This is a genomic window from Spectribacter hydrogenoxidans, from assembly GCF_031846275.1.
GTDB classification, from domain to species: Bacteria; Pseudomonadota; Gammaproteobacteria; order Nevskiales; family Salinisphaeraceae; genus Spectribacter; species Spectribacter hydrogenoxidans.
In genome coordinates this window covers 39,535-65,883 of sequence record NZ_JAVRIB010000006.1, presented here as the reverse complement: position 1 = coordinate 65,883, position 26,349 = coordinate 39,535, and the positions used below count along the sequence as shown (strand labels likewise).

The 26,349-nt window shown below is 68.0% G+C and carries 32 protein-coding genes; 21 read left to right on the top strand and 11 right to left on the bottom strand.

Annotated features, from left to right (window positions below):
- Positions 1-15 precede the first annotated feature (15 nt).
- Positions 16-1,044 carry a tRNA (adenosine(37)-N6)-threonylcarbamoyltransferase complex transferase subunit TsaD gene (gene tsaD, locus RM532_RS07100; RefSeq protein WP_349255281.1) on the bottom strand — a complete coding sequence of 343 codons (1,029 nt, stop codon included), beginning with the start codon at positions 1,042-1,044 and terminating at the stop codon, positions 16-18.
- 67 nt (positions 1,045-1,111) lie between these two features.
- Between tsaD and rpsU the strand changes: the two genes are divergently transcribed.
- Entirely contained in the window at positions 1,112-1,327 is a 216-nt protein-coding gene (rpsU, locus tag RM532_RS07095) for a 30S ribosomal protein S21 (RefSeq protein ID WP_311652525.1), read from the top strand.
- A gap of 43 nt (positions 1,328-1,370) precedes the next feature.
- The gene (locus RM532_RS07090; RefSeq protein ID WP_311652524.1) at positions 1,371-1,814 is read left to right on the top strand and encodes a GatB/YqeY domain-containing protein; all 444 of its coding nucleotides are present in this window, start codon (positions 1,371-1,373) and stop codon (positions 1,812-1,814) included.
- A 49-nt stretch (positions 1,815-1,863) separates the two neighbouring features.
- Here RM532_RS07090 and RM532_RS07085 read toward each other — a convergent pair whose 3' ends face one another.
- A complete protein-coding gene (locus RM532_RS07085; RefSeq protein ID WP_311652523.1) occupies positions 1,864-2,319 on the bottom strand; it encodes a peroxiredoxin in 456 nt (151 codons plus the stop codon).
- A 15-nt stretch (positions 2,320-2,334) separates the two neighbouring features.
- Complete coding sequence (locus tag RM532_RS07080) at positions 2,335-2,745, bottom strand: DUF4112 domain-containing protein (RefSeq protein ID WP_311652522.1); 411 nt, start codon at positions 2,743-2,745, stop codon at positions 2,335-2,337.
- 91 nt (positions 2,746-2,836) lie between these two features.
- On the opposite strand from RM532_RS07080, the gene RM532_RS07075 reads away from it, so the two are divergent.
- A complete protein-coding gene (locus RM532_RS07075) occupies positions 2,837-3,922 on the top strand; it encodes an alpha-hydroxy acid oxidase (protein WP_311652521.1) in 1,086 nt (361 codons plus the stop codon).
- Positions 3,922-4,998: an SMP-30/gluconolactonase/LRE family protein gene (locus RM532_RS07070; RefSeq protein WP_311652520.1), complete on the top strand. Its 1,077-nt coding sequence runs from the start codon at positions 3,922-3,924 to the stop codon at positions 4,996-4,998. The genes RM532_RS07075 and RM532_RS07070 overlap by 1 nt, the downstream gene beginning before the upstream one ends.
- A 69-nt stretch (positions 4,999-5,067) precedes the next feature.
- Here the strand turns inward: RM532_RS07070 and RM532_RS07065 are convergent, their stop codons facing one another.
- The gene (locus RM532_RS07065) at positions 5,068-5,304 is read right to left on the bottom strand and encodes a hypothetical protein (RefSeq protein WP_311652519.1); all 237 of its coding nucleotides are present in this window, start codon (positions 5,302-5,304) and stop codon (positions 5,068-5,070) included.
- 153 nt (positions 5,305-5,457) lie between these two features.
- Between RM532_RS07065 and RM532_RS07060 the strand changes: the two genes are divergently transcribed.
- The gene (locus RM532_RS07060; protein WP_311652518.1) at positions 5,458-5,661 is read left to right on the top strand and encodes a DUF3185 family protein; all 204 of its coding nucleotides are present in this window, start codon (positions 5,458-5,460) and stop codon (positions 5,659-5,661) included.
- A 72-nt stretch (positions 5,662-5,733) separates the two neighbouring features.
- The gene (locus tag RM532_RS07055; protein WP_311652517.1) at positions 5,734-6,366 is read left to right on the top strand and encodes an FFLEELY motif protein; all 633 of its coding nucleotides are present in this window, start codon (positions 5,734-5,736) and stop codon (positions 6,364-6,366) included.
- A gap of 10 nt (positions 6,367-6,376) precedes the next feature.
- Here the strand turns inward: RM532_RS07055 and RM532_RS07050 are convergent, their stop codons facing one another.
- The 3 genes from RM532_RS07050 to sufT form a co-directional block, all read right to left on the bottom strand.
- Complete coding sequence (locus RM532_RS07050) at positions 6,377-7,048, bottom strand: acetoacetate decarboxylase family protein (protein ID WP_311652516.1); 672 nt, start codon at positions 7,046-7,048, stop codon at positions 6,377-6,379.
- A 34-nt stretch (positions 7,049-7,082) separates the two neighbouring features.
- On the bottom strand, positions 7,083-7,268 hold the full coding sequence (locus RM532_RS07045) for a hypothetical protein (protein ID WP_311652515.1): 186 nt from the start codon (positions 7,266-7,268) through the stop codon (positions 7,083-7,085).
- A 302-nt stretch (positions 7,269-7,570) separates the two neighbouring features.
- A complete protein-coding gene (gene sufT / locus RM532_RS07040; RefSeq protein WP_311652514.1) occupies positions 7,571-8,122 on the bottom strand; it encodes a putative Fe-S cluster assembly protein SufT in 552 nt (183 codons plus the stop codon).
- A gap of 87 nt (positions 8,123-8,209) precedes the next feature.
- Here sufT and RM532_RS07035 point away from each other — a divergent pair, with 87 nt between their 5' ends.
- The 4 genes from RM532_RS07035 to RM532_RS07020 are packed head-to-tail and all read left to right on the top strand — an operon-like array spanning position 8,210 to position 10,185.
- A complete protein-coding gene (locus RM532_RS07035) occupies positions 8,210-8,575 on the top strand; it encodes a sirohydrochlorin chelatase (RefSeq protein WP_311652513.1) in 366 nt (121 codons plus the stop codon).
- Positions 8,576-8,589: 14 nt separating this feature from the next.
- On the top strand, positions 8,590-9,477 hold the full coding sequence (locus tag RM532_RS07030) for a haloalkane dehalogenase (RefSeq protein ID WP_311652511.1): 888 nt from the start codon (positions 8,590-8,592) through the stop codon (positions 9,475-9,477).
- Positions 9,474-9,743: a hypothetical protein gene (locus tag RM532_RS07025; protein ID WP_311652510.1), complete on the top strand. Its 270-nt coding sequence runs from the start codon at positions 9,474-9,476 to the stop codon at positions 9,741-9,743. Before RM532_RS07030 ends, RM532_RS07025 begins: the two co-directional genes overlap by 4 nt.
- Positions 9,736-10,185: a TspO/MBR family protein gene (locus RM532_RS07020; protein ID WP_311652509.1), complete on the top strand. Its 450-nt coding sequence runs from the start codon at positions 9,736-9,738 to the stop codon at positions 10,183-10,185. The genes RM532_RS07025 and RM532_RS07020 overlap by 8 nt, the downstream gene beginning before the upstream one ends.
- A 19-nt stretch (positions 10,186-10,204) precedes the next feature.
- On the opposite strand, the gene RM532_RS07015 is transcribed toward RM532_RS07020, so the two are convergent.
- The gene (locus RM532_RS07015) at positions 10,205-10,585 is read right to left on the bottom strand and encodes a DoxX family protein (protein WP_311652508.1); all 381 of its coding nucleotides are present in this window, start codon (positions 10,583-10,585) and stop codon (positions 10,205-10,207) included.
- 134 nt (positions 10,586-10,719) lie between these two features.
- On the opposite strand from RM532_RS07015, the gene RM532_RS07010 reads away from it, so the two are divergent.
- A complete protein-coding gene (locus tag RM532_RS07010) occupies positions 10,720-11,529 on the top strand; it encodes an SDR family NAD(P)-dependent oxidoreductase (protein WP_311652507.1) in 810 nt (269 codons plus the stop codon).
- Here RM532_RS07010 and RM532_RS07005 read toward each other — a convergent pair.
- Positions 11,526-12,413, bottom strand: a complete 888-nt coding sequence (locus RM532_RS07005) for an alpha/beta fold hydrolase (RefSeq protein ID WP_311652506.1) — start codon at positions 12,411-12,413, stop codon at positions 11,526-11,528. The two genes, RM532_RS07010 and RM532_RS07005, sit on opposite strands and share 4 nt — an antisense overlap.
- A 114-nt stretch (positions 12,414-12,527) precedes the next feature.
- Here RM532_RS07005 and RM532_RS07000 point away from each other — a divergent pair, with 114 nt between their 5' ends.
- The 3 genes from RM532_RS07000 to RM532_RS06990 all read left to right on the top strand — a co-directional run bounded on the left by RM532_RS07000 (position 12,528) and on the right by RM532_RS06990 (position 15,235).
- Positions 12,528-13,388, top strand: a complete 861-nt coding sequence (locus tag RM532_RS07000; protein ID WP_311652505.1) for an SDR family oxidoreductase — start codon at positions 12,528-12,530, stop codon at positions 13,386-13,388.
- 133 nt (positions 13,389-13,521) lie between these two features.
- A complete protein-coding gene (gene greB / locus RM532_RS06995) occupies positions 13,522-13,995 on the top strand; it encodes a transcription elongation factor GreB (RefSeq protein ID WP_311652504.1) in 474 nt (157 codons plus the stop codon).
- Between the two features lie 7 nt (positions 13,996-14,002).
- Complete coding sequence (locus RM532_RS06990; RefSeq protein ID WP_311652503.1) at positions 14,003-15,235, top strand: MFS transporter; 1,233 nt, start codon at positions 14,003-14,005, stop codon at positions 15,233-15,235.
- Positions 15,236-15,250: 15 nt separating this feature from the next.
- Here RM532_RS06990 and RM532_RS06985 read toward each other — a convergent pair whose 3' ends face one another.
- Positions 15,251-15,910, bottom strand: a complete 660-nt coding sequence (locus RM532_RS06985; RefSeq protein WP_311652502.1) for a TetR/AcrR family transcriptional regulator — start codon at positions 15,908-15,910, stop codon at positions 15,251-15,253.
- Positions 15,911-15,990: 80 nt separating this feature from the next.
- Here RM532_RS06985 and RM532_RS06980 point away from each other — a divergent pair, with 80 nt between their 5' ends.
- The 7 genes from RM532_RS06980 (at position 15,991) to RM532_RS06950 (ending at position 24,428) form a co-directional block, all read left to right on the top strand.
- Complete coding sequence (locus RM532_RS06980; RefSeq protein ID WP_311652501.1) at positions 15,991-17,058, top strand: efflux RND transporter periplasmic adaptor subunit; 1,068 nt, start codon at positions 15,991-15,993, stop codon at positions 17,056-17,058.
- Between the two features lie 39 nt (positions 17,059-17,097).
- Positions 17,098-21,456, top strand: a complete 4,359-nt coding sequence (locus tag RM532_RS06975) for an efflux RND transporter permease subunit (protein ID WP_311652500.1) — start codon at positions 17,098-17,100, stop codon at positions 21,454-21,456.
- Positions 21,457-21,516: 60 nt separating this feature from the next.
- The gene (locus RM532_RS06970; protein WP_311652499.1) at positions 21,517-22,992 is read left to right on the top strand and encodes a PAS domain S-box protein; all 1,476 of its coding nucleotides are present in this window, start codon (positions 21,517-21,519) and stop codon (positions 22,990-22,992) included.
- A gap of 142 nt (positions 22,993-23,134) precedes the next feature.
- Positions 23,135-23,398 carry a hypothetical protein gene (locus tag RM532_RS06965; RefSeq protein ID WP_311652498.1) on the top strand — a complete coding sequence of 88 codons (264 nt, stop codon included), beginning with the start codon at positions 23,135-23,137 and terminating at the stop codon, positions 23,396-23,398.
- A 63-nt stretch (positions 23,399-23,461) separates the two neighbouring features.
- The gene (locus RM532_RS06960; RefSeq protein ID WP_311652496.1) at positions 23,462-23,647 is read left to right on the top strand and encodes a CsbD family protein; all 186 of its coding nucleotides are present in this window, start codon (positions 23,462-23,464) and stop codon (positions 23,645-23,647) included.
- Between the two features lie 53 nt (positions 23,648-23,700).
- On the top strand, positions 23,701-23,976 hold the full coding sequence (locus RM532_RS06955; RefSeq protein WP_311652495.1) for a hypothetical protein: 276 nt from the start codon (positions 23,701-23,703) through the stop codon (positions 23,974-23,976).
- Positions 23,973-24,428, top strand: coding sequence for a hypothetical protein (locus RM532_RS06950; protein WP_311652494.1), 456 nt, complete (start codon positions 23,973-23,975; stop codon positions 24,426-24,428). The genes RM532_RS06955 and RM532_RS06950 overlap by 4 nt, the downstream gene beginning before the upstream one ends.
- Before the next feature lie 49 nt (positions 24,429-24,477).
- Here RM532_RS06950 and RM532_RS06945 read toward each other — a convergent pair whose 3' ends face one another.
- Complete coding sequence (locus tag RM532_RS06945; protein ID WP_311652493.1) at positions 24,478-26,343, bottom strand: monovalent cation:proton antiporter family protein; 1,866 nt, start codon at positions 26,341-26,343, stop codon at positions 24,478-24,480.
- Positions 26,344-26,349: the final 6 nt, after the last annotated feature.

The following is a 26,349-nucleotide window of genomic DNA, read 5'->3' as shown; positions in this document are numbered from 1 at the left end:
AGCTCCCCTCGGTAATCAGGCGCCCGGCGGCTGCAGCGAGGCCAGCGGCCAGCGCGCGACCGCCATCGGGTCCGATGCCGCGTCGGTGTCACCGGGCAGCCGCAACGCGCCGACGTGCGCGATCATCGCGCCATTGTCGGTACAGAAGGCCTGACGCGGGAAATACACCCGGAAGCCATTTGCCGCCGCGGCGGCATCCAGCTGCTCGCGCAGGCGCCGGTTGGCTCCCACGCCGCCGGCCACCACCAGTCTGGCATAGCCGGTCGCCTGCAGCGCCCGTCGGCATTTCACCGTCAGGGTTTCGGTCACCGCCTCCTCGAAGCCGCGGGCGATGTCGGCGTGATCGGCCGGATCGGCATCACGCACCGCCAGGGCAACCGCGGTCTTCAGGCCGGAAAACGAGAAATCCAGGCCGGGCCGGTCGAGCATTGGCCGCGGGAACACGAATCGGCCCGGGTCGCCTTCTTCGGCCAGACGGGCCAGCGCGGGTCCGCCCGGATACCCCAGCGCGAGCAGCTTGGCGGTCTTGTCGAAGGCCTCGCCCACGGCGTCGTCCACCGTGGTGCCGAGCTGACGGTAGCGGCCCACGCCCTCGACCGCCACCAGCAGCGTGTGGCCACCGGACACCAGCAACGCGACAAAGGGAAAGGACGGCGCATCCGTCTCCAGCAGCGGCGACAGTAGGTGGCCCTCCATGTGGTGCACGCCCAGCACCGGCACCCGCCAGGCCATGCCCAGACCACGCGCCACCGCCCCGCCCACCAGCAGGGCGCCCAGCAGACCGGGGCCGCGGGTGTAGGCGATCCCGTCGGCCCGGCACAGGCCCGCCTCGTCAAGCGCCGCCGCGATCAGCGGGGCCAGCTTGCGGACGTGGTCCCGGCTGGCCAGCTCGGGCACCACCCCACCGTACTCGGCGTGCAGGGCCACCTGGCTGTATATCTGATGGGCCAGCAGACCCCGCTGGCGGGAGTACACCGCCACAGCGGTTTCATCGCAGGAAGTCTCGATACCCAGAATGTTTTGCAAAGCGCCCGCAACCAGCATTAGAATACGCCGCCCTATTGTAAGGCAGCGGCATCAGCCGCTTTCTAGCCCCCGGAGAGTGATCGCTTTGCCAAGCGTACGAGTCAAGGAAAACGAGCCGTTCGAAGTCGCCCTGCGCCGCTTCAAGCGCAGCTGCGAGAAGGCCGGCGTGGTCACCGAAGTGCGCCGCCGCGAACATTTCGAAAAGCCTTCGCAGGTTCGCAAGCGCAAGCGGGCCGCAGCGGTCAAGCGCCACCTCAAGCGCGTGCAGCGCGAACAGCAGCGCTTCACCAGGCAGTACTGATCCGGGTCATCCGCCGCATCGCGGCGATCATCACCCCCACATCATGACGCTCAAAGAGCAGTTATCCGACGACATGAAGTCGGCGCTGCGGGCCAAGGACCGCGAGCGGCTCGCGGTGCTGCGCATGCTGCTGTCCGCGGTGCGCCAGCGCGAGATCGACGAGCGCATCGAACTCGACGACGCCGGCGTGCTGGCGCTGATCGACAAGATGGTCAAGCAACGCCGCGACGCGGAAACCCAGTACCGGGATGCCGGCCGGGGCGAACTGGCCGACGCCGAAGCCGCGGAAGTCGTCGTGCTAGAAACCTACCTGCCGGACGCGCTGAGCGACCAGGAACTCGCGGATATGGTGGCCGCCGCCGTGACCCAGTCCGGCGCCCAATCCATGCAGGACATGGGCAAGGTCATGGGCATTCTCAAGCCCCAGGTCCAGGGCCGGGCTGACATGGGCGCGGTCAGCGCCGCGGTCAAGAACCGACTGGGCTAGCAGCGTCGCGCGGGGCCACCCCCCGCGCACCCGTTGTTCTCCCGATTCCCTACCCGGTGGCAATGGCCGCCAGCGCTTGGCGAACATGGCGCTCGGCCGCCAGCTGCGAACTGAATACCAGACGCACGGTACCCGCGCGGTCGATCACGAAGGTGGTGCGGCCGGGCATGATGCCCAGCGTTCGCGACACCCCGAACGCCCGCCGCAGCTCGCCATCGCCGTCCGACACCAGCCGGAACGGCAGCGAGTGGGTCGCCGCGAACTTCCGATGACTGTCCGCGTCGTCACCGCTGATGCCGATCACTTCGGCCCCGGCGTTAACGAAATCCTCGTAATGGTCGCGAAAGGCGCAGGCCTCACGGGTGCACACGGGCGTATCGTCCTTCGGATAGAAATACACCACCACCGGTTGGCGCCCCCGGTAATCCCCGAGACGCACGGGCTCGCCGTGGTGATCGAGGGTATCGAAATCGGGGGCCGGGTCGCCCGGTTCAAGCATTGCCATATCGTCGTTCTCCAGTTACAGGCTGGCGTCGACCATCCACCAGGTCAGCCCGGCTGCCAACAGAACCCCACCACCGAGCATCACAGCCTGCGGCCATCGCGCACGTGGCCGCTCAGGCGGCTGGTCGAGCCAGTTCTCCAATTCGCGCAGATTGCGGGTGGTGGCTTTCCAATAGATGTCGGCCAGATCGCCGACCACCGGTACCAGGCCGATAACAAAATCGATACCGAGATTGCGCAGCATCCGCGCCACCACCGGCCGCGGGGCGCGCAGCCGCACCGCCTCACCCACCGACAGCGCTGACAGCATCACCCCGGCGAAATCCCCGACCACGGGCAACAATCCTACCGCAGCGTCCAGCCCCACCCGGGTGCGCAGGAACGGCACGTAGACCGACGAGTCCAGCCAGTGGGCCAGGCGCCGCACCCGCGCCAGGCTGCGTTGCCGCCGCTCTGAAAGATGGCTGTCGGACCGGCCGACGGACGTGTCTCGGGAGGGTCCTTGATATGCTCGCGCCATGACGCTTCTCAGTGTTCGGGACTATGAACGGGCGGCCAACGGACAACTGTCCGACGCCACTCGTGACTATTATGCCGGCGGTGCCTCGGACGAGCTTACCCTGACCGCCAACCGCACCGCCTTCGAAAGCATCGACCTGATGCCGCGAACGCTGTGCGGGGCGACCCGGCCGGAGCTGGCCACTCACCTGGATGACCAGCCGCTGGCGCTGCCCCTGGGCATTGCGCCAACCGCCTTTCACAAGCTGGCGCATCCGGAGGGCGAGACCGCCACCGCCCGCGCCGCCGGCGAGGCGGGCGCCCTGTTCGTGCTCAGCAGCCTCTCCACCACGGCCATGGAGCCGGTATTCGCCGCCACCCACGCACCGCGCCATTTCCAGCTTTACATGTATCGCGACCGCGCCACCACGCGCGACCTCGTGGCCCGCGCGGAAGCCGCCGGCGCCGGGGCCATCGTGCTGACCGCCGATGCCCCCGTCTGGGGACTTCGCGAGGCCGATGCGCGCAACCACTTCGTGCTGCCGCCGCATCTGCGGGCCGAAAATCTGGCCGCGGGCGCCGACTGCCTGCCGGAAAGCGGCGGCTCCGGCCTTGCCACCTACATGAACGAGATCGTGGACGGCGGCATCACCTGGGACGACCTCGACTGGCTGTGCACCAATACCCCCCTGCCGGTATGGCTCAAGGGCGTAATGCATCCGGACGACGCCCGGCGGGCGATCGACCACGGCGCCTCCGGCTTGGTGGCGTCCAACCACGGCGGCCGTCAGCTGGACCGAGCCCCGGCCACCATCCGGGCCCTGCCGGCGATCGCCCGCGCGGTAGATGGCCAGGTACCGCTGTGGCTGGACGGCGGAATTCGCCGCGGCGCGGACATATTCGCGGCCCTGGCCCTGGGCGCGGACGGCGTGATGATCGGCCGGCCCGCCCTGTGGGGCTTGACGGTCGACGGCGCCGCCGGCGTGGCGGCCGTCCTGGATATTCTCAGACGCGAACTGGCCAACACCATGTCGCTGTGCGGCTGCGCATCGCTGGCCGCGATCAACCGCGACTGCCTCTTTGACACCCGAGCGATTGAATCCTGATGAAACGACTGGCCCTGCTGCTGCTTGCCATTCTCGCCCTGCCCATGGCCTATCTGCTGTTCTGGCCGGTACCGATCGAGCCGGTAGCCTGGCAGGCGCCACCGGCCCCGGCCCGCGGCGAACCCGATGCCGACGGCCCCGCGCTGGCCGACGCCGAGCGGCTGGGCGAGGGCGCCGGTATCGGGCCCGAGGATGTCGCAGTGGATGACGCGGGACGGCTGTATGCGGGCTTCGAGAACGGCCGCATCCGCCGTTTCACCGCCGACGGCAGCGAGCCCGAGACGCTAGCCGACACCGGTGGGCGGCCACTGGGCCTGGCCTGGGCGCCGGATGATTCGCTGGTCATTGCCGATGCGACAAAGGGCCTGCTGGCCATGCGACCGGACGGTTCGCTGCGCACCCTGACCACCAGTGCCGGCGGCCAGGCGCTGGGATTCGCCGACGATGTCGACGTGGCGGCGGATGGCACCATCTATTTCTCGGATGCCTCCACCCGGTTCGGTTATCACGCGGTCATGGCCGATATCCTCGAACACGGCGGAAACGGCCGACTGATCCGCCACGAACCGGTGGCCGACGAGACGACGGTGCTGGCCGACGGCCTGCAGTTCGCCAACGGCGTGGCCGTGGGACCGGACGAGCGCTACGTCCTGGTCACCGAAACCGGCGCCTACCGGGTTCAGCGGGTCTGGCTGAAAGGACCCCGGGCCGGGCAAACCGAGGTGTTCGCTGACAACCTGCCGGGCCTGCCGGACAACATTTCCCTTGACGCCGAGCGCGGTCTGTTCTGGCTGGCGCTGTATGCTCCGCGTAATCCGGCCCTGGATTTCATGGCGGACAAGCCATGGTTGCGAAAGATCGCCTACCGACTGCCGTCGGCGTTGCAGCCGCAGCCGCAGAAGCTAGGCTTCGTGCTGGGCCTGGATTCGTCGGGAACAGTCGTCCACAACCTGCAGGCCAGCGGACCGGATGCCTATGCACCGATCACCAGCGTCGAAGCCGCAGGCGACTCGCTTTATCTCGGCAGCCTGCTGCAGCCCGCCATCGGCCGGCTGCCGGCACCCGAGAAGAGATGAATCGCCGCGAGCCCGACCAAGCCCGCGGCGAGGACCCACGCACAGGGAGGCGCCTGCTAGCGGGCTGGCCTAGTTGTCCTCAACAGCCTCTTCCATCTCGTCGCCGGTCTCCTCGGCGGCGTTGCCCATCGATTCCGCGGACTCCTCCACCGCATTATCGTCCTCGAACATCTCGCCGACTTCTTCAGCGGCTTCCGAGGCCTCTTCGCTCATATCCTCACGGGTGTCCTGTTCACAGGCTGCAAGTCCCAATGCGCCGATTGACAGCGCGACCAGCGCCAGCGAGGTGTGCAAGGGGGTTTTCATTAAGGGTTTTCCTTCAGTCGATGAAACGAACCCGGATCGCCCTCGTACACTTGCGACGATTGCGGCAACGCAGCATTTTTCAAGTACCCATGAGACTGGGCGGTGGAATCTGGTAGCTTGACAGGCAGGCTGACAATCACCCAACAGGGAAGCATGACAATGCAAAAAGCCATCGGCGCGGCACTACTGGTCACGGGGGTCCTACTGCTGTTTTTCGGTTACAACGAGTACCAGTCGCTGCAGTCGGAGGTGTCGGAGTTCTTCACTGGCTCGCCGACGGATCGCGCACTGATGATGCTTATCGGCGGCGCCATCAGCAGCGTCATCGGCCTGGTGCTGGTGGTCCGGCGCGGGTAATCGGCGCCGCAGGCATGCGGGGCCAGCCCGCCGCCCGCACTTGTCACCTGCTCAGGGCTTTGCGAGACCGCGATGACGCCGCCCGCACAATCCGAACTTGCCGTCAGCCTCAACACACTGGCCGCGCTGGCCCGAGAACCGGAACCACCGGCGCTGGCCGGCGTCCGCGACTTTCAGCGCCGACGCATCCAGGACAACTACGGCCCCGATCCGATCCTCACGTTCTGTACCGACCGGCTGCTGACGGGCCCGGACCTGTCCGCCCTGACCGCCGACCCCGAAGCCACCGCGGCCCGGCTCGGCCGCCTGCTGGGCGACACCACCGCCGCAGCCGCCGCGCTGGAATTCCTTGCGCTTACCGAGACCCTGGACCAGGCGGTGGCGACCGAGGCAACCACGCCCGGCGAGCCAGGAATTATTGGCTTCGCCCGGGCTTCCCGGCGCGTCGGCCGGATTGTCGACCGGCATCGGCAGATTGACCTCGTGGGCATCGTCGTCGATGAGTTGTCGGGCGTGGCCACCCGCCGCCTGTCCTGGATGGCCTTCCGCATGGCGCGCACGCCCGCGCGCATGGCCGGCTTCGGCGAGTTCTACGAGCTATTGCACGCGGGCTTCGCGGCGGTGCGGGAAAATCCCGCCACCGTCGACCGCATTCCCGGCTGGCTGACCGCCGAGCGTCGGCGGGTGGAACGATTGCTGGGGTGAGGTGCGGTCGTCAGGCCGCGTCCTCGACGATGGCCGGCGGAAACACCATGGAAAAGCTGGTCACCTGCAGACAGGAAAGCACCCGCTGGCTGCTGAAATCGGGAAACACCGCGTCGTCGATCCGACACTTGGTGAGCCGCGCCGGCCGCACCCGCCCACGCGCGCTGATGCGGGTGGTGTAGCGACGGCCTTCCCAGGGTTGCACCAGCGTGTGCCACCCCCCCGGCGCCAACGCGGTGGTGACCGGCCAGGACAGGGACCGGCGGGCGAAACGCAGTTCGGCGAAGGGGCGATCATCGCGCGACACGCGAACGTGTTCGTTGCCGCTTTCCACCGTGTGGTGCTGAAACGAAGCCAGCGCCTTGGGCAACCCCCAGTTGCGTCGGCCGTTGTCCACGCTGGGCTGAGATGACACCAGAATGTCGGTGACCGCGAAGCGCTTGCGACCCTCGACCTCGAAGCGGCCGGGCACCAACAGCAACTCGCGATAAGGGCCCACCGCGGATTCACTATAGTCGACCACCATCACGGTGCCGATACCGCCCAGGGCTCGCCCGGCCAGGCCCGGCACGTCCGCCGCACAATGTTCACCGAAGTCGCGCGAGCAGCGAATCAGGATGATGTAGCCCTGCCCGCGCAGTTGCCAGGGCGGCGGCGCGTGAATCGGCTGAGACTCGGTCATGGATTTCCTCTTGCCGTGGTCGCGGGCGCCAGCGTCAGCGCCAGGTGCGATTGTAGATTTCCACGAACATCAGCAACAGCAGATAGATGCAGTAGACCATATCCACCAGCGGCAGGACCGCCGAGTAGAACGGGTCCGGGCTGTCGAAATCGGTGAAGATGAAGGCCAGATAGCCCAGAAAGATCAGCAACCCGTTGACGATGAGATAGATCGGTCGCATCCCGCGAAGTCCCCGTTTGCCCCCGGGGCCGACTCTAGCCCATTCGGCCCCCGGCAGACATCGGTGGAACCGGTCGGGAAGTTTACCCATGTACAAGCGGGCGCCCAGCGTTTAATGTCGGTGTTACTCGCGGGTGCTGATGGTGCCCGCGGGGCGGTGGCCCGCATCCCCGTCGCTCGATGCGCCGGTCACTGGGACAGTTGTTGAATCGGATTCGCTTCGGTTGACCGATTCCCTCCGCGTTCGGGCGACGGCACTGCCGTCGCCCGCTCTTGACCGGCTCAATCCCGAACGGCGCCCCGCTAGAGCATGCCGACCTGCAGCTTGGCCGCGTCGGACATCATCTCCATCGTCCACGGCGGGTCGAACACCAGATCCACGTCCACCCGGTCCACGGTCGGTATCAGGCGCACCCGCGACTTGACGTCGTCGAGCAGGATGTCGCCCATGCCGCAGCCGGGGGCGGTCAGGGTCATGGCCACGCGGGCGGTACGGTGTTCGGGGTCGTCGTGGTTGAACTCGCAGCCGTAGATCAGGCCCAGGTCCACCACGTTGATGGGGATTTCCGGATCGTAGACGGTGCGCATCTGTTCCCAGGCCAGGGCTTCGACATCGTCGTTGTCGGCCCCTTCGGGCAAAGCGATCGGCTCAGGGGTTTCCTTGCCGATGGCATCGGCCTCACTGCCGGCAATGCGCAGCAGGTTGCCGGCGATGTAGACGGTGAAACTGCCGCCCAGCGCCTGGGTAATAGTGCCGTGGGTGCCGGCCGGAACTTCCACGGTGTCGCCGGCCGGAATCACCACGGCCTCGCAATCCCGCAAGAAAGTAACCGGTTCCTGATTGGGCATCTGCATGACTGAGGTATCCGTTATCCGGATGACTGGGTTTCAATTGTAGCAACCCGGCGGCCCGGCGCGGTGGGGTTTGCTATCCTCGCGGCCATGAACACGAGCCTGCTTCTGGTCGCGCACGGCAGCCGCCGCGAGGCCTCCAACGACGAGGTCCGGGCCTTGACCACCCGGCTGAGCACAGCGGCCGACGGCCGTTTCCATCAAGTGGACTGCGCGTTTCTGGAACTGGCCGCACCGCTGATCCCCGAAGGGCTCGTCCGGCTGATCCAGGGCGGAGCCGAGCGCATCATCGTACTGCCCTACTTCCTGGCCGCCGGCCGCCATGTCACCGAGGACATTCCCGCGGAGATCGCCGAGGTGCGTGCCAACCATCCCGAGGTGGACATCGTGCTCAATCCCTATCTGGGGACGGCGGATTCCCTGCCCAAGCTGCTGCTGTCCCTGGTGGCCCACTGAGGAGACTTTCCGACATGACCGACGCTTCTTCCCGTCCAGCCAAGCAAACCTTCGAGGTGCTGGGCCGCCGCATGGCCTGCATCGAGGCGGGCACCGGCGATCCGGTGGTATTCCTGCACGGCAACCCCACGTCGAGCTATCTGTGGCGCAACATTCTCCCGCACGCCACCAGCCTGGGCCGCTGCATTGTTCCCGACCTGATCGGCATGGGTGATTCCGACAAGCTCCCGGACCCTGGCGCCGACAGCTATCGCTTTGTCGAACACCGGCGATATCTGGATGCACTGCTCGATGCCCTGGACCTCGGCGACAACGTGATTCTGGTGCTGCACGACTGGGGATCTGGCCTGGGCTTCGACTGGGCCAACCGCCACCGCGGCAGGGTGGCCGGCATCTGCTACATGGAAGCCATCGTCCAGCCATTGTCGTGGCCCGACTTGCCCGACTCGATGCAAGGAATTTTCAAGGCGATGCGTTCGCCGGCGGGCGAGGAGATGGTGCTGGACAAGAACGTGTTCGTCGAGCGCATTCTGCCGGCCTCGATCCAGCGTGAACTCACGGCGGCGGAAATGGACGAATATCGCCGCCCGTTCGCCGACGCCGGCGAGGCCCGCCGGCCGACCCTGACCTGGCCGCGCCAGATTCCCATCGACGGCGAGCCCGCCGACGTCACCGCCATCATCGAGAACTACGGCAAGTGGCTGGCATCCAGTGAGGATCTGCCCAAGCTATTCATCAACGCCGACCCCGGCATCATTCTCACCGGCCGCCCGCGCGAGTTCTGTCGCAGCTGGCCGAACCAGGAGGAAATCACCGTCGACGGGCTGCACTTCATCCAAGAGGATTCCCCGGCCGCGATCGGCGAGGCACTCGCCGGCTTTATCCGACGGGTGCGTGCGTGATCGACAACCGCGGATTCTGGCTGGCCTGCAGTCTGGTCATCCTGCTGCTGCATGCGGCTGGCCTCGGCCTGTACGTCACCCAGGGATTCGCCAGCCCGGTGGCCCAGGTGTGGGCAGTCATCATCGTGATCCATATCCTGGAAATTCCTCTGGCCTTTCTGGCCGTGGCCGAGCGGAGAATTCCCTGGGGCCTGACGGTGATCAACACCTTGGTGTTCGGCTTCACCTGGTGGGTGCCCACCCGCCGCGGGGTCTTTCATGCGTAGTATCTTGGCCGCGCTGATCTGCGCGGCCCTCGTGGCAGCCGCTGCCGGCACTGGCAGCGCTTTCCAGCCGGGGGACTGGTACGCCGGGCTGGTCAAGCCGGTCGGCACGCCACCCAACCTCGCGTTTCCGATCGTCTGGACGCTGCTTTACATAGCCATGGCGGTCGCCGCCTGGCTGGTTTGGCGCGTGCAGGGCGTCGGGCCAGCCTTGTGGCTGTTCGGCATTCAACTGACGTTGAACGCGGTATGGTCGCCGGTGGTGTTCGGCGCCCACCGGCTCGACCTGGGCCTGCTGGTGATCGCCGCGCTGTGGTTGGCGCTGGCCGCGACCCTGCGCGCGTTTGCTCATGCCCGACCTCTGGCGGCCGGGCTGCTCGTCCCTTACCTGATCTGGGTGAGTTATGCGGCCTGGCTCAACGCCGGTCTGCTGGTGCTGAACTGACGCGCGCGACGCCGACCGGCTACAGGCGTGCAATCCAGTGATCAACACTCCAGCGCCCGCCACCATGGGCTGCCAGCACCAGCAGTCCACCGGCCATCGCGAAATCCTTCATGAACATCACCATATTGGGCTCAGTGGCGAAATCGCGATGAAACAGGATAGCCGCGATCACGCAGAACCCGGCCAGCGCGCCGGCGGCGATTCGCGTCTGCCAGCCGACAGTGATTGCCAGGCCGGCAGCCAGTTCCAGTGCGATGACCGCGGGGAGCAACCAGATCGGGACACCATGACTCTGCATGTAATCCGTCGTGCCCGCGTAACCCTGGACCTTGTCAAGACCCGCCAGCAGGAACAGGTGCGCCATCAGCAAGCGCCCAGCCAGTACGCCGAAGTGTTGCATGATGCCAAACTCCGATATCCAGCCATGTGGCTTCAAGGCTACGGCGGGTACTGGCGGGATACAAGCGTCCTCCGCCCGGTACCCGCCTTCAGCCGACCCTGCCCACACCCCGATACCTAGCGGAGTCAAATGTTATGTCAAAGCAACGATTCGCCGATCAGTACGGCCCCTGGGCATTGATAACCGGCGCTTCGGCCGGCCTCGGCGCCGAATTCGCCCGGCAACTCGCGGCAAGCGGGCTCAACCTGGTACTGGTGGCCCGGCGGGCCGACCGGCTCAACGAACTGGGTGAACGCCTGCAACGCGAATCCGGCATCGACACCCTGAGCGTGCCACTGGACCTGTCCCGGCCGGACTTCATGCCGGATCTGGAACAGGCCGTCGGCGACCGCGAGATCGGCCTGCTGGTCAACAATGCCGGCTTCGGCAACACCGGCGCATTCCTCAAGGGCCGGCTCGAGGATGACCTGCGCATGCTCGACGTCAACTGCCGGGCGCCGCTTATTCTCACCCATGCTCTGGGCAACGCCATGACCCAGCGAGGTCGCGGCGGCGTCATCATGCTTGCCTCGGTGGCCGGTCTGATTCCCAACCCCTATTTCGCCCACTACGCCGCCACCAAGGCGTGGGACCTGTTCCTGGGCGAGGGGCTGCACGTGGAACTCAAGGACAAGGGCGTGGACGTGCTCAGCCTGTGCCCCGGCCCCACCCGCACCGAATTCTTCGATGTGGCCGAGGTGGACGAGGACAAGTGGCCCGCGGCCGCCCGCAAGATGATCATGGATGCCGACGACGTGGTGGCGGCCGCACTCAAGGGCCTGGGCCGGCGCAGTGTGGTGATCCCGGGCTGGTCCAACCGCCTGCTGGTCGGCAGCACCCGCGTCACCCCCCGCAGCGTAACCAGCGCCCTCGCCGGCCGGGTGATGAAGATGGCCGGCGGTTAGGGCCCGTTGACCAGCCCGGCAAACGTGCCAATCAGCTCGGCAACCTGATCCGGGCACTCCTCCTGGACGAAGTGAGCGGCGTCCAGGCTTTCCAGGCGGATGTCGTCGAACGCATCGTCCAGATGCTGCGTGAACTCGGGGACAATCACCGGGTCGTGCCGGCCGTGGATATACAGCCCGGGCATGGCGAACCGCCGGCCTGCCAGTTCGGCCCAGCGGGCGCGGTCGGTCTTGTAAGTGCGGTAGTAGTTGGCGCCGGTGGTGGCGGTGTGTGGCTGACGGTAGCAGCGCACATATTCGTCCAGCGCATCGGCGGGAAAGTCGCGCCGCGACCAGGTGCGCAGGAAATGCCCCAGCCAGGCCCGCTCGTTGCCGGGGATCATCGCTTCAGCCAGCCCTTGTCCGCGATCGTCCCGCGCGTTCTGAAAGAACTGGTACCACAGCGCCGCCGGGTTGTTCCGCAGGGCCGCCTGGGCGGAGGCGTTGCCGCGGGCGTTGGACAGCACGTGGATGTTAAGCAGGACCAGACCGTCAAACCGACCAGGCTCGGCCAGCGCCGCCTCCTGGGCTATCGCGCCGCCCCAGTCGTGGCCGATCAGGGTGGCCTGTGGAACTTCCAGCACATCGAGCAGCGCCAGCAGATCAGCGCCCAGCGCCTGCTTGGTATAGGCCTCGAGGTCCATGCTGCGTTCGGCGTCACCCAGCCCGCGCAGATCCGGGGCGATCACCCGGTACCGGCCGGCCAGCCGGCTTGCCACCGGCCACCAGCACCGGGACGACTCCGGCCAGCCATGCAGCATCACCAGCGGCGGCCCGCTGCCGGTCACGCGGCAGGCGAAACGTCCGCGCGGCGTCTCCACCGGCTGCACCGGAAAATCATCCATGACCCTGTCCCGCTTTCGCGCACCATTCCACAAGGCTAGCGCAACCGGCAGGTGCTGCGAATAATCACGATTGCCGCTAACCTCCAACCGAACCTGGACCAACGGAATACCATCATGGCCGACTTGAACGGCAAGACACTCTTCATCACCGGCGCATCGCGTGGCATCGGGCTGGCCATCGGCCTGCGCGCGGCCCGTGACGGCGCCAATGTGGCGATCGCGGCCAAGACCTCAGAGCCGCATCCCAAGCTCCCGGGCACCATCCATACCGCCGCCGAGGAGTTCGAGGCCGCCGGCGGCAAGGCCCTGCCGCTGGTCTGCGACATCCGCGACGAGGATCAGGTCAACGCCGCAGTGACCAGCACGGTCGAACGCTTCGGCGGCATCGACATCTGCGTGAACAATGCCAGCGCCATCAACCTGACCGGCACCCTGGACACACCGATGAAGCGTTTCGATCTCATGCACCAGATCAACGCCCGCGGTAGCTTTCTGGTCAGTCAAACCTGCATCCCGCATCTGAAACAGGCGGCCAATCCCCATGTACTGAACCTGTCCCCGCCGCTGGATTTCTCGGCCAAGTGGTTCGCGCAGCATGCCGCCTACAGTCTGGCCAAGTACAGCATGAGTGTGTGGGTGCTGGGCATGGCCGAGGAATTCCGCCAGGCCGGCATCGCCTTCAATGCGCTGTGGCCACGCACTGCCATCGCCACCGCCGCCGTACGCAATCTGCTGGGTGGCGAGGACATGGTGAATGCCTCGCGCACGCCCGAGATCATGGCCGACGCCGCCCATGAAATCCTGATCCGGCCCAGCCGCGAGTTCAGCGGCAACTTCTGCATCGATGACCAGGTTCTGTTCGACGCCGGCGTAACCGACTTCCGCCAGTACAAGGTCGATCCGGACGCTCGCGAACTGGCGCCCGACTTCTTCGTGCCGGATGACAATACCCCGCCGCCCGGGGCCATGGACTGAGCCGCGAACGGCGTGATCTCGCCCGCCCGCTCGCGGGGGAGAGTGGTCTGATCACGCGCTGGCATCGTTCAGACGCCGCCCCTCCCCGGCGGAGAGGGGAAACCGATGACAAGCTTCCCTTGTGGGTTCGTAGATGACGCGCGACTACATCACCCGCACCGGCTGGCAGATGCTCCGGGATGAAGCCGATCACCTCTGGCGCACGCGCCGGCCGGCGGTGGTCCGAGCCCTGGCCGATGCCGCCGCCGAGGGGGATCGCTCGGAGAACGCCGAGTACATCTACCGCAAGAAGGAATTGCGGGAAATCGACCGGCGGCTTCGCTATCTGGGCCGGCGACTGGACGAGCTGGTGGTGGCCGACGCCAGGCCCGATGACCCCGGGCGGATTTTCTTCGGCGCCCGCGTCACGCTGATCGACGACGCCGAACGCGAGCATGTCTACCGGATTGTCGGCGCGGACGAGACCGATGCCGCCACCGGTGCCATCAGCCTGAATTCACCGGTGGCCCGGGCGCTGCTGGGCCGATCAGCAGGTGATACGGTTGCGGTCACGCTTCCCGGCGGACTGGCCGAGTTCGAGATTTTGGCCGTGGAATACCCCGGCTGACCGGGGCGTGGAGGCCACAGCCGACAACGTGCTCAGCCTGCCGGCCTTCCGGCGGCTGCTGTTCGCCCGCGTATCGGCCACGCTGGCCACCCAGGCCCAGTCGGTGGTGGTGGGCTGGCAGCTCTACGACCTGACCGGCGATCCCATGACGCTGGGCTGGGTCGGGCTGGCCCAGTTCCTGCCGATGCTGATGTTCATCCTGCCGGCCGGGGATCTGGCCGACCGGGTCGACCGCCGCCGGCTGCTGGCGGTGAGCTGGACCATCCAGGCAGTGGCCGGCGCGCTATTCCTGCTGCTGACGCTGAATGCCGCAGTCAGCTTGCTGCCGTTCTACGCTGTCCTGCTGCTGCTCGGAACCGCCCGGGCGCTGGCCGCCCCGGCGCTGCCGTCTCTGGTGCCCCTAGTGGTGGGCGAACGGCTGCTCAGCCGGGCCGTCGCCTGGCATTCATCGTTCTTTCAGATGGCCATCGTGGTGGGACCGGCCCTGGGTGGGCTGGTCTATCTGCTGGGCCCGGCCGCCGGTTATCTGCTGGCCGCGGCGCTATTCGCGGTGGCCGGTGCCGCCGTTGCCGGCCTGCCGCTGGCCCGGGCCCAGCAGGGCTCGGAACATGGCGGCAGTGCCCTGCAGCGTTTTCTCGCCGGCGTGGCATACGTGCGATCGCGGCCGATGATTCTCGGCGCGCTGTCGATGGACCTGTTCGCGGTGCTGTTGGGCGGGGCCACCGCCCTGCTGCCGGTGTATGCCAGCGAAATACTGCACGTCGGGCCGGTGGGGCTCGGCATGCTGCGCAGCGCAATCGCACTGGGGGCGTTCGTCACCGGCATCTGGCTGGGCCGCCGGCCGCTGGCCCGCCGCGCGGGGCCGGCCATGTTCGGCGGCGTGGCGCTATTCGGGGTGGCGATGATCGTGTTCGGCCTGTCTACCCATTTCTGGCTTTCGTTTGCGGCCCTGGCCATGGCGGGCGCCGCGGACATGATCAGCGTGTTCGTCCGCGCCACGCTGATCCAGATCGCCACTCCCGACGCCATGCGCGGCCGGGTTAGCGCGGTCAGCTCGTTGTTCATCAGCGGCTCCAACGAGCTGGGCGAATTCGAGTCGGGGGCGGTAGCGGCCTGGCTGGGCGCGGTACCGGCGGTGGTGGTCGGCGGCATCGGCACGCTGGCGATCGTGGGCATCTGGCGGGCGGCTTTCCCGGCGCTGTGGCGCATCGACCGGTTGGAGGATTGCCGCACGGGATGACGCGCCGGCCGGCGACTATCCCGCCCGCAGTCCCTCCAGGACCGTCTGCAGTACACCCTCCACTACGGTCTCCAGCTCGGCGGTTTCGTGGCCGGCATACCCGGTGCGGTTGTCCAGATACAGGCTCATCAGCCCGTGAATGGCCGCCCACACCACCAGCGCCTGGGACTTGGGGTCGCGCGGGCGCACCGCGCCGGCGGCCTGGGCATCAGTGAGTTCGCCGATGAGCACGTCATAAGCGGCATCGCCTGCGGCCGCCAGACTCGGGAACTCGGACTGCTCGGGCGATTTCTCGGCATCGAACAGCGGGCCTTCGCAGAAGTCACCGGCGAACATCAGCCGGTAGAGACAGGGATGGGTGGCGCCGAAACGCGCATAGGCGCGGCATCCGGCTAGCAGCCGATTCGCCGGGTCCGTGCCCGCCGCCTGGTTGGCGCGTTGAATCGTCTTCGCCAGTAGTTTGAAACCCTGTTCGGCCGCCGCGGCCAGCAGCGCCCGCTTGTCGCTGAAATGCCGGTAGGGAGCGCTGCGGGACACCCCGGCCCGCTCGGCCACCCCGCGCAGGGTGACCGCCTCGAGCCCCTCGGCTTCCAGCAGTTCCAGCGCGGCACGCACGCAGGCATTTTGCAGGTCGCCGTGGTGATAGGGCCGGGAATCGGTAGCGGCTGCGGTCATGGGACAACTCTAAACGGGAGTGTTGACAGCGTCAACATGGCACCTTAATGTGAACGCTGATTACATCCAAGGGATCGGCCATGGTCCGTTTGTTCAGCTTGCTTCTGATCCTGCCCCTGGCGGCCTGCGATGCCGTCTCGGCGCCGGGCACGCCGCCGCCGGCGGACCAGCCGCATCCGGTGGAAACCGGGCAGGTGCGGGTGATCGACACCGACCGGCAGTTCGCGCTGTCGGGCGTGGTTCGGTCCGCGGACCGGGCGCGGCTGGCGTTCCAGGTCGGCGGCCGGCTGGTGGAACGCATGGTGGACATCGGTGAATCGGTGGAGCGTGGCCAGCTGATTGCCCGTCTGGCCCAGCCGGAGCTGGCGCCGGCGGCCGACGCCGCTGCCGCCCGCGTCCGGCAGCTGGAAACCCAGACCGCGCAGGCCGAGCGGGACCTCAAACGGGTGGAGCAGCTCAAGGCCGATGCCGCCGCCACCCAGCAGGAACTCGAGTCGGCGCAGTCACGGCTGGACGGCCTGCAGGCGTCGCTGGCGCAGGCCAGGGCCGATGCCAGCCGCGCCCGCCGCCTGCTGGCGGAAACCCGGCTGGAAGCGCCGGTGGCCGGCACCGTGGCGGAAATCCTGGCCCAGCCGGGTGAGTTCGTCTCGCCGGGACAGCCGGTGATGGCGCTGTCCGGCGGCAGCGGCGGGCTGGAAGTGGAAATCGGCCTGCCGGAAAACCTGCTCGGCGAAGTGGCCGTCGGCGACCACGCCGATCTGGTGATGCCCATCATGGGCGGCGAGATCACCGGCCGCGTCACCGAACTGGCGACCGCCGCGAATGGCGCCGGGCATCTGTTCCCGGCTGTTCTCACGCTGGACGACGCGCCCGAGCTGCGGGCCGGCACCACCGTGACATGGCGCCTGCGCTCCGACCAGCCGGAGCGCCTGACGGTACCAGTATCCGCCATCGCCAGCACCGGCGGACGCAGCCAGCCGCGGGTGTTCCGGGTGGATGACAATCGGGCCCGCTCGGTGACGGTCACCCTCGGGGTCGTCGTCGGCGAACGGGTGGTAGTGGACGCCGACCTGGCGCCCGGCGACACCGTGGTGACGCTGGGGCTGGACGGTCTGGTCGACGGCCGCGCCGTGGCAGTACGGCCATGATCGGGGACGCGATCATGACGCCCAGCCGGGGTCGGCATCATGTCTGACCGGCTGCAACGGCTGCTGGCCAACGAGCGGCTGATCTTCACCCTGGTGGCGGTGCTCGCGCTGGCGGGTCTGGCCGCCTACCTAACCATGGACCGCCAGGAGGACCCGGCCTTCCCCTATCGCGCCGGCCTGATCACGGTGGCGTTCCCCGGCGCCGACCCGGGCCGTATCGAGCGGCTGGTGCTCGAACCCATCGAGGAGGAGCTGGCCGGGGTCGAGGAGATCGATCACACCGAATCCACCGCCCGCCAGGGCGTGGCCATCGTGCGCATCGAACTGCAGGCCTGGGTGTACGACACCGACAGCGCCTGGGACCGGGTACGGGTGGCGCTGGACAGCGCGCGCCGCGACTTTCCCGATGGCGTCGCCGAACCGGCCCTGGAAGATCGCATCGTCACCGCCTCGACCGCGGTGCTGGCCGTCACCGGCAGCGACGACCCGCTGGCACTGGCCGATGCCGCCGAGCGGTTGAAGTCGCAGCTGCTGGACATGCCCAGCGTGTCGTCCATCCGCATCATCGGCGATCCGGAAGAGCAGATCACAATTGCGCTGAGCGACGCCGCCCTGCTGCGTAGCGGGCTCACGCCGAACCAGCTGCTGGCCCAGCTGCAATCATCGAACGCGATCATTCCCGGCGGCTCCCTGCGCCTGTCCGGACGATCGCTGACCCTGCGGCCACAAACCGATTACGCCTCGCTGACAGAAATCCGCGATACCCCGATAACCCTGGCCGGCGGTGACGTGGTGCCGCTGGGCACCATCGCCGACGTGGTGCGCGGGGAACAGGACCCGCCCAACGCCCGACTGCGTTTCGACGGCCAGCGTGCCGTGGGCCTGGACATCAAGGCGGAACGCAACCGCACCCATGTGGTGAAGTTCGGACAGGCGCTGCGGGCAGAGGTCGACGAACTGCGGCCGGCCTTCGAGCCGCTGCAGATCCGGGAAATGTTCTACCAGCCCACCTACACCGAATCGCGACTGGACAACCTGGTGGGCAGCCTGCTGCTGGCGGTGCTGATCATCGTCGGTGTGCTGTTCCTGGGCATGGGGCTGCGGGTGGGTCTGCTGGTGGCCACCCTGCTGCCGCTGGTCACGCTGTGCGCGCTGGGCATCTATGCCATGGGCGGCGGGGTGCTCCATCAGATCGCCATTATCGGGATGGTGATCGCGCTCGGCATTCTGGTGGACAACGCCATCGTGATGACCGAGAACATCCAGCACCACCTGAACCGCGGCGCCAGCCGCGCCAGCGCGGCCGCGCAATCGGTGCGGGAACTGGGCGGGCCGCTGTTCGCCGCCACCGGCACCACACTGGCGGCGTTCGTGCCCATGGCCCTGTCGGAGGGCAACACCGGGGATTTCATCCGGGCCATGCCCATCCTGATCATGCTCTCGCTGGTGGTCAGCTACGTGTTCGCGATCACCCTGACGCCGGTCACCGCCCGCCGTTTCCTGCGCCGCCAGTCGGCCGACAAGGAAACCAGCGCCCCCCTCATGCGGCTGGCCGAACAACTCAGCCGGATCTCCACCGCCCGCCCCTGGTGGATGGCGGCCGGTGGCGCGCTGGTGGTGGCAGCAGCCTTCGTCAGCGGCGGCATGCTGGATCAGCAGTTCTTCCCCAATGCCGACCGCAATCAGGTGCTGATCGACCTGACCCTGCCGGAAGGTACCCATCTGACCCGCACCCAGGAAGTGGCCGCCCGCATGGAGCGCGACCTGCGCCAGCGCGAGGATGTCCACGTGGTGCACAGTTTCATCGGCTTCGCCGGACCCACGTTCTACTACAACCTGCAACGCAACCCCAACGCCCCGCAGCGGGCCAGGCTGGTGGCCGAAACCGACGGTCTGACCGCCAACCAGGCGGTGATCGACTGGGCTCGAGCATACGGTCGCGATAGCTTGCCCGGCGTGGACGTGGTGCCCAGCATCCTGCGCCAGGGCCCGCCGGTGGCCTCGCCGATCGAAATCCGGGTATTCAATCCCGACGCCGATCAACTCGCGGCCGCCACCGAACAGGTGTTTGCGGCCGTGCTGGCCGTATCCGGCGCCCGCGACGTGCGTCAGGACCTGGGCACCGGCGCACCGGGCATCGTGTTCGAGGTGCATGACCAGGTGGCCCGTCGGCTGGGCATTTCCCGGGTGGATATCGCCCAGGCCCTGCAGGGCCGCAGCCTAGGCGTCAACGTCGGTCAGTACCGGGCCGGCGAGGATCCGGTGCCGATCCAGCTGCGCAGCCCGCAGGGGCAGCTGTTCCCGCTGCCGGAACTGGAGACCATCAACGTCTACACCCCCGACGGCAACGCCGTGCCCCTGGCCCAGGTGGCCAGCGCCCGGCTCACCATGCAGCCGGGGGCGATCCGCCACTACAACCAGCACCGCGTGGCGCGCGTCTACAGCGAGCTGGCCGAGGGCTTCGTCTTCAGCGAGGTGCTGTCGCCGGTGCGCGATGCCATCGACACGCTGGACCTGCCCGCCGGCACCCGCGTGGAGTTCGGCGGCGAGGCCGAGGCTTCCCGCGACGCCAACTCGGCGCTGCTGCAGGCCGCGCCCCTGGGCGTGGGGCTGCTGCTGTTCTTCCTGCTGCTGCAGTTCAACTCGTTCCGCCGCATGGGGCTGGTGCTGCTGACCATTCCCTTCGCGGTGGCCGGCGTGATCCCGGGCCTGCTGCTGCTGGGCATCCCTTTCGGCTTCCAGCCGCTGCAGGGCATCATCGCGCTGGTGGGCATCGTGGTGAACAACGCCATCGTGCTGATCGACGTGATCGACCAGCGTCTGGCCGAGGGCGAGGACATTACCACCGCGGTCCGGGACGCCGTGCACCGCCGCACCCGGCCGATCCTGCTCACCACCGCCACCACCATCGCCGGGCTGCTGCCGCTGGCCCTGTCCGACACCACCCTGTGGCCGCCCATGGCCTGGACCATCATTACCGGGCTGATCGCCTCCACCCTGCTCACGCTGCTGGTGATGCCGGCGCTGTGCCTGCTGCTTCTCGGCCACCGCTCCATGCCCGCGCGGGCAACCGGCACCAGTGGTGCCATACTGCTGGCCGGCGGGCTGGCCCTGACCGGATTCGCGCCGCCGCCGGCCCAGGCCGACGAGCTCGAGACAGTGGACTTCAACACCGCCGCCCTGGCCGGCGCGAACGAGCTGGAAGTCGATGCCCTGGCGGCCCGGACCCGGGCCGCGCAGGCCGGTGCCAGCGCGGCCTATCGCGACGCGCTCGCGCCCAGGCTGAGCGTGCGGGCCCGGGCGTCGCGATCGGACGCCACCGGTGCCATTACCGTGCCCGGCCCGATGGGACAACAGCGCTTTGAAACCACGGCCCGCGAACAGAGCGAAGCGATCATCGAGATCCGCCAGCCGCTGCTGCGCCTGGCCGACCAGCTCTACGGCGCGCCGGCGGCGGCGCAGACCGCCCGCGCCAGTCTGGCCCGCACCGAGAGCCTGAAACTGGCCAATGCCCTGCGCGCGGCGGGCAGCTATCTGGAGGCTCTCCGATTGCGGGCCCGGCTGGACGCCAACGCGCGGCTGCGCGACAGCCTCGCCTCACGGGTGGAACGGGTCAGCGCCCAGGTCGAGGCCGGGCGGGCGCTGGAAAGCGACCGCCTGGATATTGAACTGGCCCTGCAGGAGGCCCGACGCACGCAGGTGCAGCTGGAAACCGGCTACCGGGTGGCCACGGCCCGGCTGGCCCGCGCCATGGGGCGCGACGGCCGGGTCGGGCCCGCCCCGCTGGATTACACCCCCCCGGCGGTCCACGCGGACGCGGACGCCCTGCTTGCCGACGCCATCGAGGCCCGGCGCGACCTGGACGCGATCGAGCACGACCTCGACGCCGCCCGGCTGCGCACGCGTGCCGCCGCCAGCCGCTGGCTGCCCGAACTGGACGCCGTTGCCAGCCAGACCTGGCGCAGCGGCAACGCCTTCTTCCCCGACGACGAGGGCCGCATCGGCGCGGAACTGACCTGGACCCCGTTCGCCGGCGGCGCCATCGCCGCCCGCCGTGATCAGGCCGAGGCCCAGCGCCAGGCGCTGTTCGCGGACCGGCGGGCGTTCATGCAGGAAATCCGCGTGCAGATCGAGGAACAGCTGGCCGCCATCGACAGCGCCCTGGCGCTGGCCGACCTCGCCGAAACCGGGCTGTCGAGTGCGCGCAGCCGCCTCGAGCTGCGGGATGCCCGCTTCCGCGCCGGCCGCGCCACCGCCGACGATGTGGTGGAGGCCGAGGCCGAACTGGCGCGCCAGCAGGCCCGCCGGGTGATCGCCCGTTACGATCACCTGGAAGCCTGGATCGGCCTGCAGGGGGCCCTGGCGCGCAGCGACTGGGTGACGGCGCTGCCGGAGTGAAGCGACCGGAGGCGGCGCTGTCGTAGTATTGGCGGCCCGACCCGGCTGACCCGACCCACCATGATCGACCAGGCCCTGCGCCGGCAGACCGACCGCCGTCAACTCCAGCAGATCATCGCCAGCCTGCGCGACGGCGTGATCCTGCTGGAGCCCGACGGCCGCATCGCCTGGGCCAACGACGCGGCGCTGGCGCTGCACGGCATTCGCGAACGCGAAGCGCTGGGCGGGTGCTGCGAGGGTTACCGACGGCGCTTCACGCTGCGCTACCGCAATAATCGCGAGGTGGCGCCGCATCGCTATCCGCTGGACCGGATGGTGACCGGCGAGCGCTTCGACAACGTCGTGGTGGAGGTCACCCCGCGGCACGACCCCGATCAGGCCCGCACCCACTGCGTGCGCGGCCTGATTCTCACCGACGCCGACGATGACCCGGACTGTCTGGTGCTGATCATCGAGGACATCACCGATTTCGTCAGCGCCGAACAACGCTTCGAACGCACCTTCGCCGCCAACCCCGCCCCGGCGCTGATCTGCCGTCTGTCCGACCTGCTCTACATCAAGGTTAATGCCGGCTTCACCGACCTGACCGGTTATACCGAAACCGAACTGCTCGAGCGCACCGTCTACGAAATCGACGTGCTCGCCGACGCCACCGACCGGGACCTGGCGGTGGCACGGCTCGGCGCCGGCCGCACCATCCCGCAGATGGAAGCCTGCCTGCCCCGGCCGGACGGCGACCGGCAGCCGGTGGTGGTGGCCGGCCAGCCGATGGAAGTGGGTGACCAATCCTGCATGCTGTTCACCTTCATGGACCTTGCCCCGCGCAAGCAGGCCGAGAACGAGCTGCGCCAGAGCGAGCAGCGCTTTTCCCGCGCATTCACCCTGGCCCCGGTGCCGATGTTCATCGCCACCCGCGACCGGCTGGCGGTAATGAACGTCAATGCCGCCTTCACCCGGACCACCGGCTACGAGGCCGCCGATTTCGGCGACCGGGGGCTGGCCGGTATCGCCCGCCGTCCGGATCGGGGTGGCCGGCCGGCCCCACTGCGGGGGGAACAGCTGGTGGCGGCCGCCGAACAGGAAATCCAGCTACAGTGCCGCGACGGCACCCGTATCGACGGCCTGCTGTGGGCCGATACCGTGCGCATCGACGACCGGCCCTGCGTGCTGGGCGCATTTCAGGACATCACCGACCGCAAGCGCTCGCAGGAGGAACTGGCGGCGGCCATCGAGGCGGTGATGGCCGACACCTCCTGGTTCAGCCGCAGCCTGATCGAGAAACTGGCTGACGTGCGCCAGGCCACCGAGGGCAGCGGGGACGTCCGGGGTGCGGACAGCCTGACCGAACGCGAGCGCGAGATTCTGGCGCTGCTGGCCGACGGCTACGGCAATCGCGACATCGCCGCTCGGCTGGCCATCTCCCCCAACACCGTGCGCAACCATGTTGCCAACCTGTACGCCAAGCTCGACGTGCACAGCCGCGCCGGCGCCGTGATCTGGGCCCGGGAACGGGGCCTGCGACCCGATCCCGCCTAGTATTTTCATACCAGCCGTTCTGGTTCGAATGGCTCTTCCCCTGTCACCGATCGGTGCCCACCCTGCATGACGCAAGTGGCGATCGCGTTGCCGTGCACGGCAGCCGGTCATCTTCATGCACGGGAACACTCGGGGGACAGGCATGTCCACTCTGATGGGTATGGGGGTCGGCCTTCTGGCCGGCTTCATCGCGAGCATTCTGGCGGGCGGCCGCGGGCCGTTGCTGGATATCGCGCTCGGCGTGATCGGCGCCATTGCCGGCGTCATCGCGTCCGGCGCCAGCGTGCTCGCACTCAACGCGGCCGAAGGCGAGGGTGTACCCGGTTTCGGCGTTTACAGCATCGGGGTGGCCGTGGTCGGCGCCCTGCTGGCGGTGTCGATCTACCACCGCCTGATTCGCGCCTGATCCGCCGGGCGGGTGGGCGTATTTCGCCGCCGCTGGCGGCATTGACGACAAAGGAGCATACGCATGCCGGACAAGGACCGCCTCAAAGGCACCGCCAAGAAGGTCAAGGGCTCGATCAAGGAAACCGTGGGCAAGCTCACGGGCGACGAGCAGACCGAGGCCGAAGGCAAGGCCACCCGCACCGAGGGCAAGGTGCAGAACAAGTACGGCGAGGGCAAGGACAAGCTGCGCGACACCTTCGACAAGTAGCGCCGGCAACCGCGCCGGCCTCACCCCGCAAACCCGACGACAAGGAGACCTGCATGGCGGCTCAGAACAGCGACGAAGTCCAGGCACTCAAGGACGATCTCCAGACCCTGCGCCAGGATTTCTCCCAGCTCACCGAATCGCTCAAGAACAACCTGCGCGATGAACTCGGTGCCGGCGCGGACGCCGCGCGAGCATCGGCGGCACAGTTTCAGGACCGGGCGCGCGAGGCCACCCGCGGCCTGGAAGCCGAAGTGGCAGCACGGCCGCTGACCAGCGTGGCGGCGGCGTTCGGCGTCGGCTTCCTGCTCGGCAAGCTACTGGACCGGTGAATATAAAGGCGAAGCTGGCCGGGGTGTTCGGACTGAACGCCGCGGTCTGGCTACCCCTGCTGCTGGGGCTGGCGGGTCTGCTCGCCTGCGCCTGGGGCTGCTATGCCTGGCTGGCCCCGCAATGGGGACAGCCGCTGGCAGCCCTGACTACCGGCATCGGCCTGCTTCTGGTCGCGGCGGGTCTGAGTGCCTGGCTGCACCGGCAGGTGACGCCGCCAGCACCGCCAACCGCCGAGGAAGCCCCATCCACGGCTGGCGACAGCCTGCCGGCATACAGGACCGAGGAGGTGCTCGAATGGGCCCGGGCCCATCCACGGGCCGTGCTGGTGGCGGGCGGCATCGCCGGCCTGCTGGTAGCGAGCAGCCCGGCACTGCGCCGCGCCGCCGGACAGGCACTCGGCCCGGCGGCCACCAAGGCCGGCAGCAAGGTGGTGTCGCAACTGCTGGACTGACGCTACCTGCGCGGCTTGCGCCAAGCAGAAGCGAGACCCGGTTTACCGATTACCAGGGTCGGGCCAGCCGGCGGGCAACCTCGTCGACCAGACCGGCGTCCCCGGCCAGCGTGAAAACGTCGTTGGCACGGGTGCTGCTGTCCAGCCCGGGGATCAGCACCTCCCCGCCGCGCTCGATGCGCAGCACGCTCACGCCATCCGGCAGGCCGATATCGCGGAGCTTCTGGTCCCGCAGCCAGCGGTTGCGCAGCTTCACCACCCGCACGTCCTGGCTCAGCGCCTGATCCGGGCTGAGCGTGCGGGCCTCACCGCTCAGAATCAGGCTTTCCAGCATCAGCAGTTTGGATGTACTGGGGTTGATCACCTGGGCGCCGGCATCCAGAAAACGGCGGTTGTGCGCCGGGTCCCGTACCCAGGCCACCACGTTATGGACCGAATGGATGTCGCGGGCCAGGCGGCATACGTACTGGCTATCTTCGTCGTACTCGGCCATGGCGACCACGATGCCGGCCTCGTCGATACCGGCCTCGCTCAGCCTCGCCAGACGCGCCGACGAGGTATCGCCCTTGGCTTCGTCTTCCGCGTGGGCCTCCCGCAGGGCAACGGCCTCCACGTCCAGTTCCAGCGCGCGCAGACGTGCCACCAGTGCCCGCGCATCAGCACCGGCGCCAGCCACCAGAATATGGTCGCGCGGCCGTGGCCCCGGTGGCAGCAGGCGATTGAACAGCATCGGCGATAGCAGACAGGTGACGATGGCTACCAGGATGATGGCCGCTTCCAGCGCCGGGGTGATGGCACCGATCTCCCGGCCGATGGTGGCTACCGCGATGATCAGCGACAGGCGGGCGCTGAGCAGGGTGCTGGCGGCCAGCGTCTGGCGCCAGGAATAGGCCAGCCGGAACACCAGACCGCCGATCAGCTTGACCGCCAGCGCAATCGCCACCAGTACCGCCACCAGTTGCAGTCCGGAGCCGGAGGCCAGCAGCGCGGGCAGATCGAACTGCACCCCCACCATGATGAAGAAAACCGGGATGAAGAAGCCGTAGCCGATGGCATCCAGCTTCTCGCGCAGCACCGAGCTGTGACTGCCCGACAGCAGCGAGATGATCACCCCGGCCAGGAAGGCACCGAGAATGTTCTCCGCGCCGAGGCTTTCCGCCAGCGCGATGAATACCAGCGCCACCGCCAGCGACCCTCGCACCTGGATCTGCGCGGTGGCAGTGGACAGCATCCGCATCAGGTCCTGGGCCGGCACATGCTCGCGGAAGCGGGCGGCCAACTGGTAGGCGATAAGGAAAACCATCACCAGGATCAGCACCACAAACATTTCCAGGCTCAGGCCCTCGCTCTGGAACAGCACATAGGTGCTGATCAGCAGCACGGTGACGAAATCCGCGATCAGCGCGCACACCAGGATGGTCTGGCCGTAGCGCTCGGCCAGCAGCCCTCGCTCCTTGAGGACCGGCGCCACCACGCCCAGCGACGTGGTGGACAGGATCATCGCCATCAGCCAGGGGCTGTCGACCACACCGAGATGGCGCAGATAGAACCCGGCCACCACGGAACAGAGCGCGGTCAGGGCGAACATCAGACCGCCCAGCGCGAAAGGATTGCGCACCAGTCGCGCCAGCCGGCTGCTGGCCTGCAGCGAACGCTGACGGGGGATCTGGGAGAAATCCATCTCCAGACCGGAGAGGAACATCAGATAAGCGAAGCCGAAGGCAGACAGCACTTCCAGCACGCGCCCGGATTCCACCAGCCCCAGCCCGCTCTGGCCGACAATGATGCCGGCCACGATCTCGCCCACGATTACCGGAATGCCGAAGCGGCGCACGGGCGACAGCGCCAGCGGCACCAGAAAGCCCAGCGCCACTACCACCAGCAGCGGAACAAACGAAATCTCGGATTCGTGCATTGCGAT

Bases quoted from the DNA above. Each gene is read 5' to 3' on its own strand.
- tsaD (WP_349255281.1), bottom strand. From the start codon at position 1,044: ATGCTGGTTGCGGGCGCTTTGCAAAACATTCTGGGTATCGAGACTTCC.
- RM532_RS07090 (WP_311652524.1), top strand. From the start codon at position 1,371: ATGACGCTCAAAGAGCAGTTATCCGACGACATGAAGTCGGCGCTGCGG.
- RM532_RS07085 (WP_311652523.1), bottom strand. From the start codon at position 2,319: ATGGCAATGCTTGAACCGGGCGACCCGGCCCCCGATTTCGATACCCTC.
- RM532_RS07075 (WP_311652521.1), top strand. From the start codon at position 2,837: ATGACGCTTCTCAGTGTTCGGGACTATGAACGGGCGGCCAACGGACAA.
- RM532_RS07070 (WP_311652520.1), top strand. From the start codon at position 3,922: ATGAAACGACTGGCCCTGCTGCTGCTTGCCATTCTCGCCCTGCCCATG.
- RM532_RS07065 (WP_311652519.1), bottom strand. From the start codon at position 5,304: ATGAAAACCCCCTTGCACACCTCGCTGGCGCTGGTCGCGCTGTCAATC.
- RM532_RS07060 (WP_311652518.1), top strand. From the start codon at position 5,458: ATGACAATGCAAAAAGCCATCGGCGCGGCACTACTGGTCACGGGGGTC.
- RM532_RS07055 (WP_311652517.1), top strand. From the start codon at position 5,734: ATGACGCCGCCCGCACAATCCGAACTTGCCGTCAGCCTCAACACACTG.
- RM532_RS07050 (WP_311652516.1), bottom strand. From the start codon at position 7,048: ATGACCGAGTCTCAGCCGATTCACGCGCCGCCGCCCTGGCAACTGCGC.
- RM532_RS07045 (WP_311652515.1), bottom strand. From the start codon at position 7,268: ATGCGACCGATCTATCTCATCGTCAACGGGTTGCTGATCTTTCTGGGC.
- sufT (WP_311652514.1), bottom strand. From the start codon at position 8,122: ATGCAGATGCCCAATCAGGAACCGGTTACTTTCTTGCGGGATTGCGAG.
- RM532_RS07035 (WP_311652513.1), top strand. From the start codon at position 8,210: ATGAACACGAGCCTGCTTCTGGTCGCGCACGGCAGCCGCCGCGAGGCC.
- RM532_RS07030 (WP_311652511.1), top strand. From the start codon at position 8,590: ATGACCGACGCTTCTTCCCGTCCAGCCAAGCAAACCTTCGAGGTGCTG.
- RM532_RS07020 (WP_311652509.1), top strand. From the start codon at position 9,736: ATGCGTAGTATCTTGGCCGCGCTGATCTGCGCGGCCCTCGTGGCAGCC.
- RM532_RS07015 (WP_311652508.1), bottom strand. From the start codon at position 10,585: ATGCAACACTTCGGCGTACTGGCTGGGCGCTTGCTGATGGCGCACCTG.
- RM532_RS07010 (WP_311652507.1), top strand. From the start codon at position 10,720: ATGTCAAAGCAACGATTCGCCGATCAGTACGGCCCCTGGGCATTGATA.
- RM532_RS07005 (WP_311652506.1), bottom strand. From the start codon at position 12,413: ATGGATGATTTTCCGGTGCAGCCGGTGGAGACGCCGCGCGGACGTTTC.
- RM532_RS07000 (WP_311652505.1), top strand. From the start codon at position 12,528: ATGGCCGACTTGAACGGCAAGACACTCTTCATCACCGGCGCATCGCGT.
- greB (WP_311652504.1), top strand. From the start codon at position 13,522: ATGACGCGCGACTACATCACCCGCACCGGCTGGCAGATGCTCCGGGAT.
- RM532_RS06985 (WP_311652502.1), bottom strand. From the start codon at position 15,910: ATGACCGCAGCCGCTACCGATTCCCGGCCCTATCACCACGGCGACCTG.
- RM532_RS06980 (WP_311652501.1), top strand. From the start codon at position 15,991: ATGGTCCGTTTGTTCAGCTTGCTTCTGATCCTGCCCCTGGCGGCCTGC.
- RM532_RS06975 (WP_311652500.1), top strand. From the start codon at position 17,098: ATGTCTGACCGGCTGCAACGGCTGCTGGCCAACGAGCGGCTGATCTTC.
- RM532_RS06970 (WP_311652499.1), top strand. From the start codon at position 21,517: ATGATCGACCAGGCCCTGCGCCGGCAGACCGACCGCCGTCAACTCCAG.
- RM532_RS06965 (WP_311652498.1), top strand. From the start codon at position 23,135: ATGTCCACTCTGATGGGTATGGGGGTCGGCCTTCTGGCCGGCTTCATC.
- RM532_RS06960 (WP_311652496.1), top strand. From the start codon at position 23,462: ATGCCGGACAAGGACCGCCTCAAAGGCACCGCCAAGAAGGTCAAGGGC.
- RM532_RS06955 (WP_311652495.1), top strand. From the start codon at position 23,701: ATGGCGGCTCAGAACAGCGACGAAGTCCAGGCACTCAAGGACGATCTC.
- RM532_RS06945 (WP_311652493.1), bottom strand. From the start codon at position 26,343: ATGCACGAATCCGAGATTTCGTTTGTTCCGCTGCTGGTGGTAGTGGCG.